Genomic DNA, 15,238 nt, shown 5'->3' with positions numbered 1-15,238 from the left:
ACGCGCGTGTTCTGGTTCTTGGCTGTAGCGATGGTCGTGGTGGTCGCCGCGGTCACGCTCGCGGTGGTCGGCGGCGGCGACAGCGAGGTGCTGCCCGAGGTGGCGCCCGAGCAGCTGGTGGACCCGCTCCCGGCCCACCGTCCCGTCGGCCGCGCCGACATCGAGGCCGTACGGCTGCCGGTGGCAGCCCGCGGCTACCGCATGGCGGACGTCGACGACGTCCTCGGCAGGCTGGCCGCCGAGCTCGCGGAGCGCGACGCCCGTATCGCCGAGCTGGAGGCGGCGCTCGCCGGAGCGCAGGCGACCGCGGTGGGCGGCCCCGACCTGTTCGACAAGCCCGGCGCCGACCGGCCCGGCGAGGAGACGGACCGATGAGCGGCGAGGCGCTGGCCGGGCCGGACGGGCGGCTGCGCTGCCCCTGGGGCCTGTCCACGGCGGACTACGTCGTCTACCACGACGAGGAGTGGGGGCGGCCGGTCCACGGCGACGACGCGCTCTTCGAGCGGCTGTGCCTGGAGGCGTTCCAGTCCGGGCTCTCCTGGATCACGATCCTGCGCCGCCGTGAGGGGTTCCGCCGGGCCTTCGCCGACTTCAAGATCCCGGCCGTGGCGGAGTTCACCGACGCCGACCGGGAGCGGCTCCTCGCCGACGAGGGCATCATCCGCAACCGCGCCAAGATCGACGCGACCCTCGCCAACGCGCGCGTGCTCGCCGACTGGCGCCCCGGCGAGCTGGACGAGCTGATCTGGTCGTACGCCCCCGACGCGGCCCGCCCCGCCCCCCGGACGATCGCCGACGTCCCGGCGGTCACCGACGAGTCCACGGCCCTGTCCAAGGCGCTAAAGAAGCGCGGCCTGCGGTTCATCGGCCCCACGACCGCCTACGCCCTGATGCAGGCCTGCGGCCTGGTCGACGACCATCTGGTCACCTGCGTGGCCCGCGGCGCGGGACGCGGCTGACGCGTCCCGGCCGCGCGCCTCCCGGCCGCCCTAGCGGCCGACGTACTTCGGCTTCTCCTTCGCGAGGAAGGCCTGCACCGCGATCGTGTGGTCCTCCGAGGCGCCCGCCTTGGACTGAAGCTCGTCCTCCTTCTCCAGCGCCTCCACCAGCGAGTGGTCCGCGCCGTAGGCGAGGGACTCCTTCAGGGCCGCGTAGGCGAGGGTCGGGCCCTCGGCCAGGGCGCGGGCGACCGCCGCCGCCTCGGCCGCCAGGTCCGCCGCGGGGACGATCTTGTTCACGATGCCGAGGTCGTAGGCCTCCTGGGCGCTGATCGAGCGCGGGAAAAGCAGCAGGTCGGCGGCGCGGCTCGGGCCGATCAGCCGGGGGAGGGTCCAGGACATGCCCGAGTCCGCGGTCAGGGCCACGCCGGCGAAGGAGGTGTTGAAGGCGGCCGTGTCGGCCACGATCCGGTAGTCCGCCGCCAGCGCGAAGCCGAAGCCCGCCCCCGCCGCGACGCCGTTCACCCCGGCCACCACCGGCTTCTTCATCTCGGTGAGCGCCCGGACGATCGGGTTGTAGTGCTCCCTGACCGTGCTCATCGTGTCCCGCGAGCCGGTCTCCTTGTCGTTCTGCAGCAGACCGACGTGCTCCTTGAGGTCCTGGCCCACACAGAAGGCCCGCCCGGTCGCGGTCAGCAGCACGGCCCGTACAGCGGGGTCCGCCGCGGCCGTCTGCACGGCCTCGCGCAGCGCGACCTTCGCCTCGACGTTCATCGCGTTCATGGCCTCGGGCCGGTTGATCGTGATCGTGGCGAGTCCGTCGGTCACGTCGTACAGCACGGTGTCGGCCATGGCGGGGTCCCCTTTGCGGCGTGGGCGATGATGACCCGCCCAGCATGGCGGAGATCATCGGCGACGGACATGTGAGCTGCGTCAAAGAATCGCCGGACCGGTCCGGACCTGCGGCGGCGAAGTATCGCAGGCCGATCGCCGAAATGAGGGGTTTTGCGAGAGCGCGTTGCGTAAGCGATGCAGTCCGATGTTGGTCATCGGGTCCTGCCATGCGGGATAATGGCCTGGAAGCAATGTGTTCGATGCCGGTGACACCTGGGTCGTCGGTTGCGTGAGCTGGTTTCAGGAAGGGGAACGAGCATGGCGGCCATGAAGCCGCGGACGGGCGACGGCCCGCTCGAGGTGACCAAGGAGGGGCGGGGCATCGTCATGCGCGTTCCGCTCGAAGGCGGCGGTCGGCTTGTCGTCGAGCTGACGCCGGACGAGGCCGAGGCACTCGGCGACGCCCTGAAGCAGGTAGTCGGCTGACGCGAGAACGCCCAGATTTTCCTCTGCCCCGGCACGGTAGCCCGTGCCGGGGCAGAGTCGTATTCAGGGGGCGGCGGGGCGGGTCGACGGACGGACGCGCCGGCCGGGCGGTCGCGGTCAGCCGCGCCGTACCGCGCACAGCAGGCCGTCGCCCACCGGCAGCAGCGACTCCATCAGCTCCTGGCTCTCGCGCACGGCCCGCAACAGCTCCCGCACCCGCAGCACCTCCGCCGGCTGGGCCGCCGAATCGACCGTACGGCCGTCGGTGAAGACGCCCTCGAAGCAGACCACCCCGCCCGGTCGCAGCAGGCGCAACGATTCAGCGAGATAGTCCAGGCACTCCAGCCGGTCGCCGTCGCAGAAGACGAGGTCGTACCCGCCGTCCGCGAGCCGGGGCAGTACGTCCAGAGCGCGGCCGGGGATGAACCGGGCCCGGTTCCCGGCGAAACCCGCCGCCCGGAAGGCCTGCTTCGCGAACTGCTGGCGGTCCGGCTCGGGGTCGACGGTGGTCAGCACGCCGTCGGGGCGCATCCCGTGCAGCAGATAGATCCCGGACACCCCCGTGCCCGTACCGATCTCGGCCACCGCCTTCGCGTCCGCCGTGGCGGCGAGGAGTCGCAGCGCGGCGCCGGTGCCGGGCGACACCGAGGGCAGCCCTGCCTCCCGGGCCCGCTCACGGGCCCAGCGCAGCGCTTCGTCCTCGGCGACAAAGGCGTCGGCGAACGCCCAGCTCGTCTGCCGGTTGGCGGTAATGACCCTCTCCTGTCCCCGTAGTTGGCGCAACGGTGACTGTATCCGCTGGACGCGGGAACCCGCAGATGGGACCGGGCGTTGGTAAAGGCAGAGGAAGACGCGGGGAACGACCGGGCGGAAGACCGGACCAGGGCCGGCGAGCCGACCCAAATTCGCGTAAAGATTCTTATCCGGAGCTAACGGGCGAGGTGGCTATGGTAGGGGCTCCACTGGACACCACCAGAGCCGACAGGGGAGGTGCGGCTGCGCCTGTGGATCGGAGAGGCGTGCTGAAGCGCCTGCTCAGGTCGGCGGGTGAGCCGAAATCCGTGACTGACACCGCTGACCGTTTCCGCCCCACCGACGCCGCACCCACTACCGCGACCTTCGCATCGGATGCGGAATCGCAGGCGTGGACTCCGCCCACCTGGGAGGAGATCGTCAGCACGCACAGTGGCCGGGTCTACCGTCTCGCGTACCGCCTGACCGGCAATCAGCACGACGCCGAGGACCTCACCCAGGAAGTCTTCGTCCGCGTCTTCCGCTCCTTGTCCACGTACACCCCCGGTACGTTCGAGGGCTGGCTCCACCGCATCACCACCAACCTCTTCCTCGACATGGTCCGCCGCAAGCAGCGGATCCGGTTCGACGCCCTCGGCGACGACGCCGCCGAGCGGCTGCCCAGCCGCGAGCCATCGCCGCAGCAGGTCTTCAACGACACCCACTTCGACGCCGACGTCCAGCAGGCGCTGGACACGCTCGCCCCGGAGTTCCGCGCGGCCGTCGTCCTCTGTGACATCGAGGGCCTCTCCTACGAGGAGATCGCGGCCACGCTCGGTGTGAAGCTCGGCACCGTCCGCAGCCGGATCCACCGCGGACGCTCGCATCTGCGCAAGGCGCTGCAGCACCGTTCGCCGGAGGCCCGGGCGGAGCGTGCGTTCGCGTCCGTCGGAGGGGAGGTCGGGCCCGCGTGAGTGGCATCAGTCCGACCCCCGCCGAGCACCATCTCGGGGACCGGCTCGCCGCACTGGTCGACGGCGAGCTGGGGCACGACGCCCGCGAGCGGGTGCTCGCACATCTGGCGACCTGCGCCAAGTGCAAGGCCGAGGCCGACGCACAGCGGCGCCTGAAGAGCGTCTTCGCGCAGGCCGCGCCGCCACCGCCCTCGGAGGGCCTGCTGGCGCGCCTTCATATGCTGCCCGGCGGGCCGGGCACGGGAGGTGAGGACGACCGGGGGGGACCCTTCGGCTCGGGACGGTTCACCGACGGAGTCTTCGGGGTGAGGACGGACGGCTTCGGCTATGTGCCGGCCCCGACGCCGCCGACTCCTGCCGCGGCGGTGCTGCCGAGCGGCGCCGTGCCGGGCTCGGGTTTCCGGATCCACGAGGTCGGGCGGCCCGGCCAGGAGCGATCCCTGTGGCGCGGCCGGAGGTTCGCCTTCGCGGCGGCCAGTGCGGTGTCCTTCGCGGCGATCGCGCTGGGCGGTGCGCTGCCCATGGAGGCGGCTGTGGACACGAAAGCGCGCGGTGAGAAGGGCGGCAACAGGGTCAGTCCGCTGCGGGCGGCCCCCGGCAGCACGACGGGGACGGCGACTGCCGCCGGCACCCAGATCGAGCGCCGACGGGGCTCCGGCAACGGCCCGGCGAGATCGGCGGACCGCCCGGCCGCGGTGACGCCGGCCGCTCCGGTACGGCCCGGCCTGCCGACGCCGCCGGTCGGCCAGCTGGTCCAGCCGGTGCAGCAGTTCGCGGCGACGGCCGCGTCCCCGCTGGTACGGCCCACGGGCCCCGCGCTCCAACTCGCCTTCCTGCCAGGGGTCTCGCCGATGGTCACGCCCGCGCCGACGCATCTCGCCACGCCGACGCAGGCCGACGGCCCGCTCACCACCCGACGCTGACGGCCCCCTGCGCGGGGGCCGCCGGACCTGGTTGAATCCACGTGCAGGGTGCCCCGCCGGGGCGCGGACGGGCCAGTTGCGGGGAGAGCATGAACGACGGGAAGCCGACCGGGCCGAAGCCGCCGAAGGCGAAGTGGTGGAGCCGTCCGCCCCGGCCGGCGACACCGCCACCGGCCGCGGACGCCATGGACACCACCCCGGACTCCTTCGACCTGGCCCCCCCGACGCCGCCGGCCGCCGGCACCGTGACGGCCGAGGCGCCCCCGGCTTCCGTACCGCAGCCGAAGCCCACCGACGAGGCACAGGCGCCGTCACCGGCCGAGGCCGCTGCTTCGCACCCGAGTGGCGCCCCCGCGCCCGCCGGAGCGGTCCAGCCGTCACCTCCGGCCCCCATCGACATGGCCAAGTCCGTCGGCGCCGCGCCCGCCGTCCTGACTGAGGCCGAAGCCACCGCCCCGGCGCCCGCCGGAGCCGTCCAGCCGACCCCGCCGCCCGGCGACGCCCCGGCCGCCCTGGACGTGCATGCCAGAGCCGTGGCGGGTTCCGTACCGCCGCAGGTGCCCTCCGCAGCGGCTGAGGCCCCAGCGCCGGCCCGGACCCCCGGCGCGCTGACGGATTCCGTACCTTCTGCCCCACCGCCCGCGACGGAAGCCGCGAGCGGGTCCGTACGACCCGGGCCCGAGCCGGGGCGCGATGCTGTCTCCCAGCCGTCGGCCGCCGAGCCGTCCGGCGATGCCGGTGCCTTGACGGCGCCGGTGGCCGCCGCCCCCGCCGACGCGCCCCGGGCCACCCCGCTGCATCAGCCCGATCCGTACAGCACCCCGCCCTACGGCGGCCCCGGGCCCTGGGCGCCCGCGCCGCCGGTGCAGCGGCCTGGCGCTCCGGCACCGGGACCCGCCCCGGCCGCGCCCGCGCCTGGCGCTCCGGGGCCCGCTCCGGCCGCGTACGCGAACCCCCAGCCCGTGCCGCCCGCCCCGCAGGCGTGGGTGCAGTACGACCCCTGGAGCGCTCCCGGGCAGCGGCCGCCCGCCCAGGCGCCGGGGGGCCGGAAGGTGCGGCGGGGGCTCGGGCTGGCCGCCGCGTTGGCGTTCGCGCTGGTCACCGGCGTGCTCGGCGGCGGCATCGGGGCGTACATCGAGCGCAACGGCGGTATCACCACCGTCGAGCTGCCGCAGGCCGGGCCCGAGAACGTCGGCCGGGCGCCCGACTCCGTCGCCGGGATCGCCGCGAGCGCCCTGCCGAGCGTGGTCACCATCCACGTCAGCGGCGGTGGCGCGGCCGGCACCGGTACCGGATTCGTCCTCGACAAGCAGGGCCACATCCTCACCAACAACCATGTCGTCGACCCGGCCGGCTCCTCCGGGGACATCTCCGTCACCTTCAGCGGCGGCGAGACCGCCCGGGCCAAGCTCGTCGGCAAGGACAGCGGCTACGACCTCGCCGTCGTCCAGGTCACCGGCGTCTCCAACCTCAAGCCGCTGCCCCTCGGCAACTCCGACAACGTCCGCGTCGGCGACCCCGTCGTCGCCATCGGCGCCCCCTTCGACCTCCAGAACACCGTCACCTCCGGCATCATCAGCGCCAAGGAGCGGCCCATCACCGCGGGCGGCGAGAAGGGCGACGGCAGCGACATCTCCTACGTCGACGCGCTCCAGACCGACGCGCCGATAAACCCCGGCAACTCCGGCGGCCCGCTCGTCGACTCCAAGGCCCGGGTCATCGGCATCAACAGCGCCATCCGCGCGGCCGGCAGCGGATCGGGACCGGACGGCGGCGGCGCCCCGTCCGGCTCCATCGGCCTCGGCTTCGCCATCCCCATCAACCAGGGCAAGCGGGTCGCCGAGGAGCTCATCAACACCGGCAAGGCCACCCACCCGGTGATCGGCGTCAGCCTCGACATGAAGTACACCGGCGACGGCGCCCGGGTCGGCGAGAAGGGCAAGGACGACACGCCGTCCGTCACCGTCGGCGGGCCCGCCGCGAAGGCCGGCATCCGGCCCGGCGACATCATCACCAAGGTCGACGGGCAGCGCGTCCACAACGGCGAGGAGCTGATCGTGAAGATCCGCGCCCACCGTCCGGGGGACCGGCTGGAGCTGACGTTGCTGCGCGGTGGCAAAGAACTGACCAAGACGTTGACGCTCGGTTCCTCCCAAGGCGCCTGAGTGTCGGCCGTCCGTCACCGGAAGGTACCGCGCCGGTAGATTCGCCCGGTACCGTGGAGCGGGCCCCGGACCCCGCGAAGGAGCAACAAGGTGTTCAGCGACATAGGCGGACTCGAGCTGGTCATGCTCGTGATCCTCGCCGTGCTCATCTTCGGCCCGGACAAGCTGCCGAAGGTCATCCAGGACGCCAGCCGCTTCATCCGGAAGATCCGGGAGTTCTCCGAGAGCGCGAAGCACGACATCCGCAGTGAGCTCGGCCCGGAGTTCAAGGACTTCGAGTTCGAGGACCTGAATCCGAAGGCCTTCCTGCGCAAGCAGCTCGCGGAGAACGACGACCTCAAGGAACTGAACGAGCTGCGCAGCAGCTTCGATCTCAAGAAGGAGATCACCGAGGTCACCGACGCCGTCAACGGCCGTGAGCCCGAGGTCCCGGCCGCCGTCAACGGCTCCGGCGCCTCAGGCACACCGGACATGCTCAAGAAGCGCGACACGCCCGAGCAGGCCGAACGGCCTCCGTTCGACGCCGACGCCACCTGACCCACCCGATCTCCGTCCTTCCCGACGAGCCGCGGCTGGGTGGCTATCCTCCATCTGTTGTCCGCCGTCGCGGACGCGAACGATCGAGGAGGCGGCCCCAGATGGAGACCACGAGTCGGGTGGAGGGAGTGCCCGCGGCCCGGCGTACGGCCGAGGGCTATCTGCGCGCACCGTTCAGCTGGTACGGACTGGACGAGGCATTCGCCGGCCCGCGCTGGCTGATGCAGGTGGGCACGGCGGCCGACGGCACCGTGCAGCACGGATCGATGGGCCACGGGGACGAGCCGTCCATAAAGTCCGATGCCTCCGCCACCGAGAAGGAGAGCTTCGCGGTCGTCGTCACGGTCGCCGCGAGCCCCGTACGGCGCACCGGCGACGGTACGGGCGTGCTGGACGCCACCACCGTCTCCTCCGCCGCCTGGCTGGCCGGCTCCGGGCTCCTCGCCTACACCTGGCCCGCGCAGCTGGACCACTCCCTGCGCGACGACTGGCTCGACCAGCAGACCGAGGCCGCCTTCGAGCTCGCCGACGACCTCGAAGGGCCCGAGTGGTCGACGCTGTCCCTGCCGGTCGACGGGGTCCCCATGCCGTTCCACTACCGCGAGTCCGAGTTCGGCTGGGTGCTCGCCGGTTCCACGACGGGCGGCGTGCACCTGGGCGCGTACGGGCGTGGCCTGAGCGCCTACGGGCTCGGGTTCTCGGCCGTCGTGGACCTCAGCATCTACACCTAGAGGCCGCGTACGTACGCCGAAGGGCGCCGCTCCCCGGGGAGCGGCGCCCTTCGGCGTACGGTCAGAACTTGTTGCGCGGCGTGATGCCCAGGCTCATGCCCGACAGGCCACGCTGACGCCCGCCCAGCTTGCCGGCGATCGCCCGAAGGGCCGCGCCCGCCGGGGACTCGGGGTCGGTCAGGACGACCGGCTTGCCCTCGTCGCCGCCCTCACGCAGGCGTACGTCGATCGGGATCGAGCCGAGGACGGGGACCGTCGCGCCGGTCGTCTTCGTCAGACCGTCGGCGACCTTCTGCCCACCGCCCGTACCGAAGACGTCGACCATCTCGTCGCAGTGCGGGCACGGCAGGCCCGACATGTTCTCGACGACGCCCACGATCTTCTGGTGGGTCTGCACGGCGATCGAGCCGGCCCGCTCGGCGACCTCGGCAGCGGCCTGCTGAGGGGTCGTCACGACCAGGATCTCAGCGTTCGGGACCAGCTGGGCGACCGAGATCGCGATGTCGCCGGTGCCCGGGGGCAGGTCGAGCAGGAGGACGTCCAGGTCGCCCCAGTACACATCGGCGAGGAACTGCTGGAGCGCGCGGTGCAGCATCGGGCCGCGCCACACCACCGGCGCGTTGCCCGGGGTGAACATGCCGATCGAGATGACCTTCACACCGTTCGCGGACGGCGGCATGATCATGTTCTCGACCTGGGTGGGACGGCCGTCCGCACCCAGCATGCGCGGCACGCTGTGGCCGTAGATGTCGGCGTCGACGACACCGACCTTCAGCCCGTCCGCCGCCATCGCCGCGGCGAGGTTCACCGTCACCGAGGACTTGCCGACGCCGCCCTTGCCGGAGGCCACGGCGTAGACCCGGGTCAGCGAGCCGGGCTTGGCGAACGGCACCTCGCGCTCGGCGGTGGTGCCGCGCAGGGCGGCCGCCAGCTCCTTGCGCTGCTCGTCGCTCATCACGTCCAGCGAGACGTCGACACGCGTGACGCCCTCGACGCGGGAGACGGCGTCGGTGACGCGCTGGGTGATCGTGTCGCGCATCGGGCAGCCGGAGACGGTGAGGTAGACCGTGACGGCGACAGCGCCGTCGGACCCGATCTCCACCGACTTGACCATGCCGAGCTCGGTGATCGGTTTGTTGATCTCTGGGTCGTTCACCGTCGCCAGTGCTTCGCGCACCGCGTCTTCCGTAGCCATACGGACGATGGTACGGCGCCGACCACGGCCCTCGGAAAGCCTCTCAGCGGTCGGCTTCGTCACTCCGGGCGGGTTGCTCGGCCGGGAATAGAACGCGCCGGTCGTCGATCTCCTTGAGCAGGTCGTCGAACTCCGAGCGGATCCAGTCCCGGGTGGCGACCTCGCCGAGGCCCATCCGCAACGAGGCGATCTCCCGGGTCAGGTACTCGGTGTCCGCGATCGAGCGTTCGTTCTGCTTGCGGTCCTGCTCGAGGTTGACCCGGTCCCGGTCGTCCTGGCGGTTCTGCGCGAGAAGGATCAGGGGCGCCGCGTACGACGCCTGCAGGGACAGGGCGAGCGTCAGGAAGATGAACGGATACTCGTCGAAGCGGAGCGACGGCGGCGCGAAGACGTTCCACAGGACCCAGACGACGACCGTCAGGGTCATCCAGACCAGGAACCGGCCCGTCCCAAGGAACCGCGCGATCCGCTCCGAGATCCGGCCGAAGGCCTCCGGGTCGTACTCCGGCAGCAGCCGCTGGCGGCGCATCCGCGGCTGGTCCAGCCGGATCCGCGGCACCGTCCGCTCCCGCTCGCGTTCCCGTTCCCGCTCCTGGGCGCGCTCACCCGGTGCCATGGACGGGCTCCTCCTCGGCGTGGAACTCGGTCTCGCGCCAGTCCTCCGGCAGCAGGTGGTCCAGGACGTCGTCGACGGTCACCGCACCGAGCAGCGAACCGCTCTCGTCCACCACGGGCGCCGCGACCATGTTGTAGGCGGCGAGGTAGCTGGTGACGGCCGGCAGCGCGGTGTCCGGCGCGAGCGGCGGCAGATCGCTGTCCAGCAGCGCGCCGACCAGCGTGAACGGCGGATCGCGCAGCAGCCGCTGGAAGTGGACCGTGCCGAGGTACTTGCCGGTGGGCGTCTCGTCCGGCGGCCGGCACACGTACACCTGCGCGGCGAGCGCGGGGGAGAGGTCCCGCTGCCGTACCCGCGCCAGCGCGTCCGCGACCGTCGCGTCCGGGCGCAGCACGATCGGTTCGGTGGTCATCAGACCGCCCGCGGTCCGCTCCTCGTACGCCATGAGCCGGCGCACATCGGCGGCGTCGTCCGGCCGCATCAGCGTGAGCAGCCGCTCCTTGTCCTCCTCCGGCAGCTCGGAGAGCAGGTCGGCGGCGTCGTCCGGGTCCATCGCCTCCAGCACGTCGGCGGCCCGCTCCTCCTTGAGCTTGCCGAGGATCTCGATCTGGTCGTCCTCCGGCAGCTCCTCCAGGACGTCGGCGAGCCGGTCGTCGTCGAGGGCGGCCGCGACCTCGCCGCGCCGTTTCGGCGAGAGGTGGTGCAGCACATTGGCGAGGTCGGCGGGGCGCAGCCGCTCGAAGGTGGCGACCAGGCTCTCGGCGCCCTGCCCTTCCTCCTCCAGCGAGAAACCGGTCACCGCCGACCAGTCGACGGTGAGCGCCTCACCCTTGCGCCGCAGCGCCCCGCCCTTGCCACGCCGTACGAAGACCTTGTCGATCTCCCAGTCGCGGCGCGCGGGCAGCTGCTGGATGGCCACGTCGAGGACGGTGACCTCCTCGCCCGCCGTGCCTTCGGTGACCAGCCGCACCCGCCGGTCGAGCAGCTCGCCGAGGACCAGCCGCTCCGTCGGGCGCTGCTCGAAGCGGCGCATGTTGACCACACCGGTGGTGATGACCTGGCCGGACTCCACGCCGGTGATCCGGGTCATGGGGACGAAGATGCGGCGGCGGCTGAGCACCTCCACGACCATGCCGAGCAGCCGGGGCGGGCGCCCGCCCACCCGGAGCATCGCGACCAGATCGCTGACACGGCCCACCTGGTCGCCGTTGGGGTCGAAGACCGGGACGCCGGCGAGATGGGAGACGAAGATCCGGGGGGCGCCTGCAGCCATGTCCAGCGCCTCCCTCTATGCCGTCCATTGCCGACTTATGCCTGATTCAGGCTAGCTCGTACCCATCCGGTGTGCCCTGGAAGCGGGTCCGTCCGGCTGCTTGCCGGACGGCCGGGGCGGCACCGGTACGCTGCCGTCTGCGATCCCCCCACACGCAGATGAGAGGCAGTGCGCAGGTGACCGCTCTCCCCCCGGCTTCGCGGACCCGCAGGGCCGCGCTCCTCGTCGCGCTCTGCGTCGGGCTGGTGGCCGTGCTCAGCGGCTGTGGCGACGATCCCGACGAGGGTACGAACGGGGTCGGGAAGCTCGAGGCCGCCGCCATCGAGTCCAAGGCCCGGTCGACGGCCGGCGCGGCCAAGGCGGTACGGCTCTCCGGGACGCTGGTCAGCAAGGGCGGCACGTACAAGCTGAACATGCGGCTGAAGCAGTCCGGCGCGGCCGGCTCGGTCGTCACCAAGAACAGCACCTTCGAGCTGCTGCGGGTCGGCGACGCTCTTTACTTGAAGGCGGACAAGGGTTTCTGGTCACACGGAGAGGGCGGCGAGGCGCCGAGCCAGTCCGACACCGAGGCCGCGGACAAGCTCGACGACAAGTACGTGAAGGTGCCCCAGGACGACCCGTCGTACAAGCAGCTGCGGGGCTTCACCGACATGGGTCCGCTGCTGAAGGGGCTGATCTCGCTGCACGGCGAGGTCGTCAAGGGCGACCGGGACAAGATCGGCGACAAGCGTACGATCCGGGTCCTGGGCGGGCAGCGGGGCGAGGGCGGCGCGATGGACGTCTCCCTGGACGGCGAGCCGTACCCGCTCCAGTTCGCCCGGGGCGGCGGCGCGGGCGTCGTCGTCCTCTCCGAGTGGAACAAAGACTTCCCGCTGGCGCCGCCCTCGCAGGACCAGACGGTCGACTACGGCAAGCAGCTGCCCCGCGCCTGACCGGCGCGCGACCCGCGGGCCGCCGCAGTCCGCGCGCGTGAGGCGCACCGGCCGCGGGGGCACGCGGAAGCTGTTCGCGCCGCGGTCCGACCGGCAGGAGCCGGTCAGGTCACGCGAGGTGTCCGGCCGTCGGGAGCCATGGAAGCCGTCCGCTGCGCGCAGCCGCTAGCGCCGTCCGCGCCGCTTGAGCAGCAGGCGGGGCAGGGCCGCCGGGATCGGGCGGCGGGTCGTGGCCGGGGTGGCCAGAGGCGCTTCGGCCAGCGAGCCGTGCGGATGGTCGGTGTGCGCGTCCCTGGGCTCGAGCCGCAGCACCCGGCACTCCCGCGCCCAGCGCTCCGGCATCGCCTCGCCGTCCGGGGCGTTCAGCCGCTTGCCCTTGAGCTCGTCGACCGCGGCCTGCCACGCCTCCGAGCCGGGCGCCAGCTCGGTCACGGACGCGGTCCAGGCGACCAGCCGGCCGCCCTTGTCCTTGCTGCGCACGGTCACCTCGGCGACGGAACCGTCCGCGAGCCCCGGCAGCGGCTGCTCGCCGGGGCCGTCGCCCACGACGTGGGCCGCGCCGTCGTGCCACACGTGCCACAGCGCGCGTGCGGGACCCGCCCCCCGCACCCAGATGAGGCCGGACTTCTTGGTGGCCTCCTCGACGAGGGCGGGCCCGAGCGGCGTGTTTGTCATGGGGCGAAGCTTAGCTACAGCCATCCGTTGCGCTTGAGCATGCGGTGGATGGTGAAACAGACGGCGACGATGCCGGTGAGCACCATGGGGTAGCCGTACTTCCAGTGCAGCTCCGGCATGTGGTCGAAGTTCATGCCGTAGACGCCGCAGACCGCCGTGGGCACGGCGACGATCGCCGCCCAGGAGGTGATCTTGCGCATGTCCTCGTTCTGGGCGACGGTCGCCTGCGCCAGGTTGGCCTGGAGGATCGAGTTCAGCAGCTCGTCGAAGCCGACGACCTGCTCCTGCACGCGCGCGAGGTGGTCGGCGACGTCACGGAAGTACTTCTGGATGTCCGGGTCGACCAGCCGCATCGGCCGCTCGCTCAGCAGCTGCATCGGCCGCAGCAGCGGCGTGACCGCCCGCTTGAACTCCAGCACCTCGCGCTTGAGCTGGTAGATCCGCCCGGTGTCGGCGCCGCGCGTGCTGCCCTTGGCGGGCGGCGAGAAGACGTCGATCTCGATCTGGTCGATGTCCACCTCGACGGCGTCCGCGACCGCGATGTAGCCGTCGACGACATGGTCGGCGATGGCGTGCAGCACGGCGGAGGGGCCCTTGGCGAGCAGCTCGGGCTCGTCCTGGAGACGGTGGCGCAGATTGCGCAGGGAGCCCTGGCCGCCGTGCCGGACGGTGATGACGAAGTCCCGGCCGGTGAAGCACATCACCTCACCGGTCTCGACGACCTCGCTGGTCGCGGTGAGCTCGGCGTGCTCGACGTAGTGGATCGTCTTGAAGACCGTGAAGAGCGTGTCGTCGTACCGCTCCAGCTTGGGCCGCTGGTGGGCGTGGACGGCGTCCTCCACGGCCAGCGGGTGCAGCCCGAACTCGGCCGCGATACCGGCGAATTCGGCCTCGGTCGGCTCGTGCAGCCCGATCCAGACGAACCCGCCGCCCTCGCGCACCTGCCGCATCGCCTCGCGCGGCGTCAGACAGCTGCGGGCCGGTGAGTCCTTCAGCCGCCGGCCGTCGCGGTAGACCGCGCAGTCGACGACGGCGCTGGAGGCGGAGGGGTCCCGGGTGGGGTCGTACGAGCTGTAGGGGGCGCTGCTCTTGTGCTGGACGGGGCGCAGCGAGGGGCGTACGGCTGCGCGCAGATCACGGATCATCGACATGGCGTGCTCCTTCACGGAGAGGCCGCCGCGAGGCGTGGCGCAGCCCGGAATGGGGACGTGGAGGAACGACGTCCGCAAAGCGGGTTGCACCGTGGAATCACGGTGACGGCTTTCGCTACAGACAGGCAAAGATGAAGTGCTCTTCGCTCTTCCGTCAGGCTTCTGTCGTGCGCATGCGTGAAGTGCCGCTCACCCGGTGCGGTCGGACACGGCCCTGAAGGGGTGTTGTCAGACCGAAGAGGGGAGGCGTCGCGCGGAAGAGCGGTTGGTACTGCCCGATCGACTTCGATCCACCGCAGTCCCACCTCCTCCGGCCGGTCCCCCGTGGGGGATGACGTGTCGTCGGGACTCGAAGGCGATGCTCGGCATGCCGTCCCGACCAGCGGCCAAGACTATCAGCCGACAGAGGGTCAATCCCTTACTTTGCCCGTTCCATACGCGCTCTATGCTCCCTGCATGGGAGAAGTTCTTGCTCTGGTCGAGGCCCGGCTACGGACGGCGCTCGGCGAACCGGACGCGCGCGCCTCGGTCACGTTCCTCGGCACGGACCGGATCGAGGTCCTGCGCTTCACCGACGGCGACCTTGTGCGGTACGCCACCCTCGGCATGTCCGGCCGGCCGATGGCGGATCCCACGGCGGTCCTCGCCGACCCGGTCAAGGGCCCGCGCGCCGAGCTGGTGCTGTCCGTACGGGCCGGTCTCGCCGACACCGACAAGGTGCTTCGGCCGCTCGCCGTCCTCGCCGCCTCCCCGCAGGTCGAGGGTGTCGTCGTGGCCCCCGGCGCCTCCCTGGACGTCGGTGAACCCCTGTGGCCCGGTGCGCCGTTCAGCTCCGTGCTGGTCGCCGAGCCGGGCGGTCTGGTGGAGGACCTGGAGCTGGACGACCCCATGGATCCGGTCCGTTTCCTGCCGCTGCTGCCGATGACGGCGAACGAAGCCGCGTGGAAGCGGGTGCACGGCGCACAGGCGCTGGAGGAGCGCTGGCTGGCGTACGGAACCGACCTGCGCGACCCCCGGCGCACCTCCGTGACCCTCGACTGACCGCGGCCGGCTTCCGGCCGACTCACCCGTTCGGA

Annotated in this window: 17 protein-coding genes; 10 read left to right on the top strand and 7 right to left on the bottom strand. The window is 72.0% G+C overall.

Features of this window, described 5'->3' with window-relative positions; all coding sequences use genetic code 11:
• Positions 1-6: 6 nt before the first annotated feature.
• Complete coding sequence (locus IEZ01_RS18380; protein ID WP_189202634.1) at positions 7-375, top strand: DivIVA domain-containing protein; 369 nt, start codon at positions 7-9, stop codon at positions 373-375.
• The gene (locus IEZ01_RS18375) at positions 372-959 is read left to right on the top strand and encodes a DNA-3-methyladenine glycosylase I (protein ID WP_019889209.1); all 588 of its coding nucleotides are present in this window, start codon (positions 372-374) and stop codon (positions 957-959) included. Before IEZ01_RS18380 ends, IEZ01_RS18375 begins: the two co-directional genes overlap by 4 nt.
• Before the next feature lie 30 nt (positions 960-989).
• Here the strand turns inward: IEZ01_RS18375 and chcB are convergent, their stop codons facing one another.
• Positions 990-1,790, bottom strand: coding sequence for a 2-cyclohexenylcarbonyl CoA isomerase (gene chcB / locus IEZ01_RS18370; RefSeq protein WP_189202632.1), 801 nt, complete (start codon positions 1,788-1,790; stop codon positions 990-992).
• Positions 1,791-2,090: 300 nt separating this feature from the next.
• On the opposite strand from chcB, the gene IEZ01_RS18365 reads away from it, so the two are divergent.
• On the top strand, positions 2,091-2,258 hold the full coding sequence (locus IEZ01_RS18365) for a DUF3117 domain-containing protein (RefSeq protein WP_006346801.1): 168 nt from the start codon (positions 2,091-2,093) through the stop codon (positions 2,256-2,258).
• A gap of 117 nt (positions 2,259-2,375) precedes the next feature.
• Here the strand turns inward: IEZ01_RS18365 and IEZ01_RS18360 are convergent, their stop codons facing one another.
• Complete coding sequence (locus IEZ01_RS18360; RefSeq protein WP_189202630.1) at positions 2,376-3,041, bottom strand: O-methyltransferase; 666 nt, start codon at positions 3,039-3,041, stop codon at positions 2,376-2,378.
• A 164-nt stretch (positions 3,042-3,205) separates the two neighbouring features.
• Here IEZ01_RS18360 and sigE point away from each other — a divergent pair, with 164 nt between their 5' ends.
• The 5 genes from sigE to IEZ01_RS18335 all read left to right on the top strand — a co-directional run bounded on the left by sigE (position 3,206) and on the right by IEZ01_RS18335 (position 8,320).
• Positions 3,206-3,964: an RNA polymerase sigma factor SigE gene (gene sigE, locus IEZ01_RS18355; protein WP_078513405.1), complete on the top strand. Its 759-nt coding sequence runs from the start codon at positions 3,206-3,208 to the stop codon at positions 3,962-3,964.
• Positions 3,961-4,887: an anti-sigma factor family protein gene (locus IEZ01_RS18350; RefSeq protein ID WP_019889216.1), complete on the top strand. Its 927-nt coding sequence runs from the start codon at positions 3,961-3,963 to the stop codon at positions 4,885-4,887. The genes sigE and IEZ01_RS18350 overlap by 4 nt, the downstream gene beginning before the upstream one ends.
• Before the next feature lie 185 nt (positions 4,888-5,072).
• Positions 5,073-7,052 carry a S1C family serine protease gene (locus tag IEZ01_RS18345; RefSeq protein WP_019889218.1) on the top strand — a complete coding sequence of 660 codons (1,980 nt, stop codon included), beginning with the start codon at positions 5,073-5,075 and terminating at the stop codon, positions 7,050-7,052.
• A 90-nt stretch (positions 7,053-7,142) separates the two neighbouring features.
• Entirely contained in the window at positions 7,143-7,589 is a 447-nt protein-coding gene (locus tag IEZ01_RS18340; protein ID WP_019889219.1) for a sec-independent translocase, read from the top strand.
• A 101-nt stretch (positions 7,590-7,690) separates the two neighbouring features.
• Complete coding sequence (locus IEZ01_RS18335) at positions 7,691-8,320, top strand: hypothetical protein (RefSeq protein ID WP_019889220.1); 630 nt, start codon at positions 7,691-7,693, stop codon at positions 8,318-8,320.
• Between the two features lie 61 nt (positions 8,321-8,381).
• Here IEZ01_RS18335 and IEZ01_RS18330 read toward each other — a convergent pair whose 3' ends face one another.
• From IEZ01_RS18330 to IEZ01_RS18320, 3 genes are read right to left on the bottom strand one after another with little or no spacing between them, the layout of a single operon-like run.
• Positions 8,382-9,515: an Mrp/NBP35 family ATP-binding protein gene (locus tag IEZ01_RS18330; RefSeq protein ID WP_028797941.1), complete on the bottom strand. Its 1,134-nt coding sequence runs from the start codon at positions 9,513-9,515 to the stop codon at positions 8,382-8,384.
• 43 nt (positions 9,516-9,558) lie between these two features.
• Entirely contained in the window at positions 9,559-10,131 is a 573-nt protein-coding gene (locus IEZ01_RS18325; protein WP_019889222.1) for a DUF1003 domain-containing protein, read from the bottom strand.
• Entirely contained in the window at positions 10,118-11,404 is a 1,287-nt protein-coding gene (locus IEZ01_RS18320; RefSeq protein WP_019889223.1) for a magnesium transporter MgtE N-terminal domain-containing protein, read from the bottom strand. Before IEZ01_RS18320 ends, IEZ01_RS18325 begins: the two co-directional genes overlap by 14 nt.
• Before the next feature lie 176 nt (positions 11,405-11,580).
• Between IEZ01_RS18320 and IEZ01_RS18315 the strand changes: the two genes are divergently transcribed.
• Positions 11,581-12,336, top strand: coding sequence for a hypothetical protein (locus IEZ01_RS18315; RefSeq protein ID WP_189202628.1), 756 nt, complete (start codon positions 11,581-11,583; stop codon positions 12,334-12,336).
• Positions 12,337-12,501: 165 nt separating this feature from the next.
• Here the strand turns inward: IEZ01_RS18315 and IEZ01_RS18310 are convergent, their stop codons facing one another.
• Both IEZ01_RS18310 and IEZ01_RS18305 read right to left on the bottom strand, forming a co-directional pair.
• Positions 12,502-13,011 (bottom strand): hypothetical protein, encoded by a 510-nt coding sequence (locus IEZ01_RS18310; RefSeq protein WP_019889226.1) that lies wholly within the window; start codon positions 13,009-13,011, stop codon positions 12,502-12,504.
• 14 nt (positions 13,012-13,025) lie between these two features.
• Complete coding sequence (locus IEZ01_RS18305; RefSeq protein ID WP_019889228.1) at positions 13,026-14,162, bottom strand: magnesium and cobalt transport protein CorA; 1,137 nt, start codon at positions 14,160-14,162, stop codon at positions 13,026-13,028.
• A 456-nt stretch (positions 14,163-14,618) separates the two neighbouring features.
• Here IEZ01_RS18305 and IEZ01_RS18300 point away from each other — a divergent pair, with 456 nt between their 5' ends.
• Positions 14,619-15,203, top strand: a complete 585-nt coding sequence (locus tag IEZ01_RS18300; RefSeq protein WP_019889229.1) for a suppressor of fused domain protein — start codon at positions 14,619-14,621, stop codon at positions 15,201-15,203.
• Positions 15,204-15,238: the final 35 nt, after the last annotated feature.

The sequence above is a fragment of the Streptomyces purpureus genome, from assembly GCF_014648195.1.
Taxonomy (GTDB): domain Bacteria; phylum Actinomycetota; class Actinomycetes; order Streptomycetales; family Streptomycetaceae; genus Streptomyces; species Streptomyces purpureus.
The sequence above is the reverse complement of the archived record's forward strand: the minus strand, read 5'-3'. Positions and strand labels throughout refer to the sequence as shown.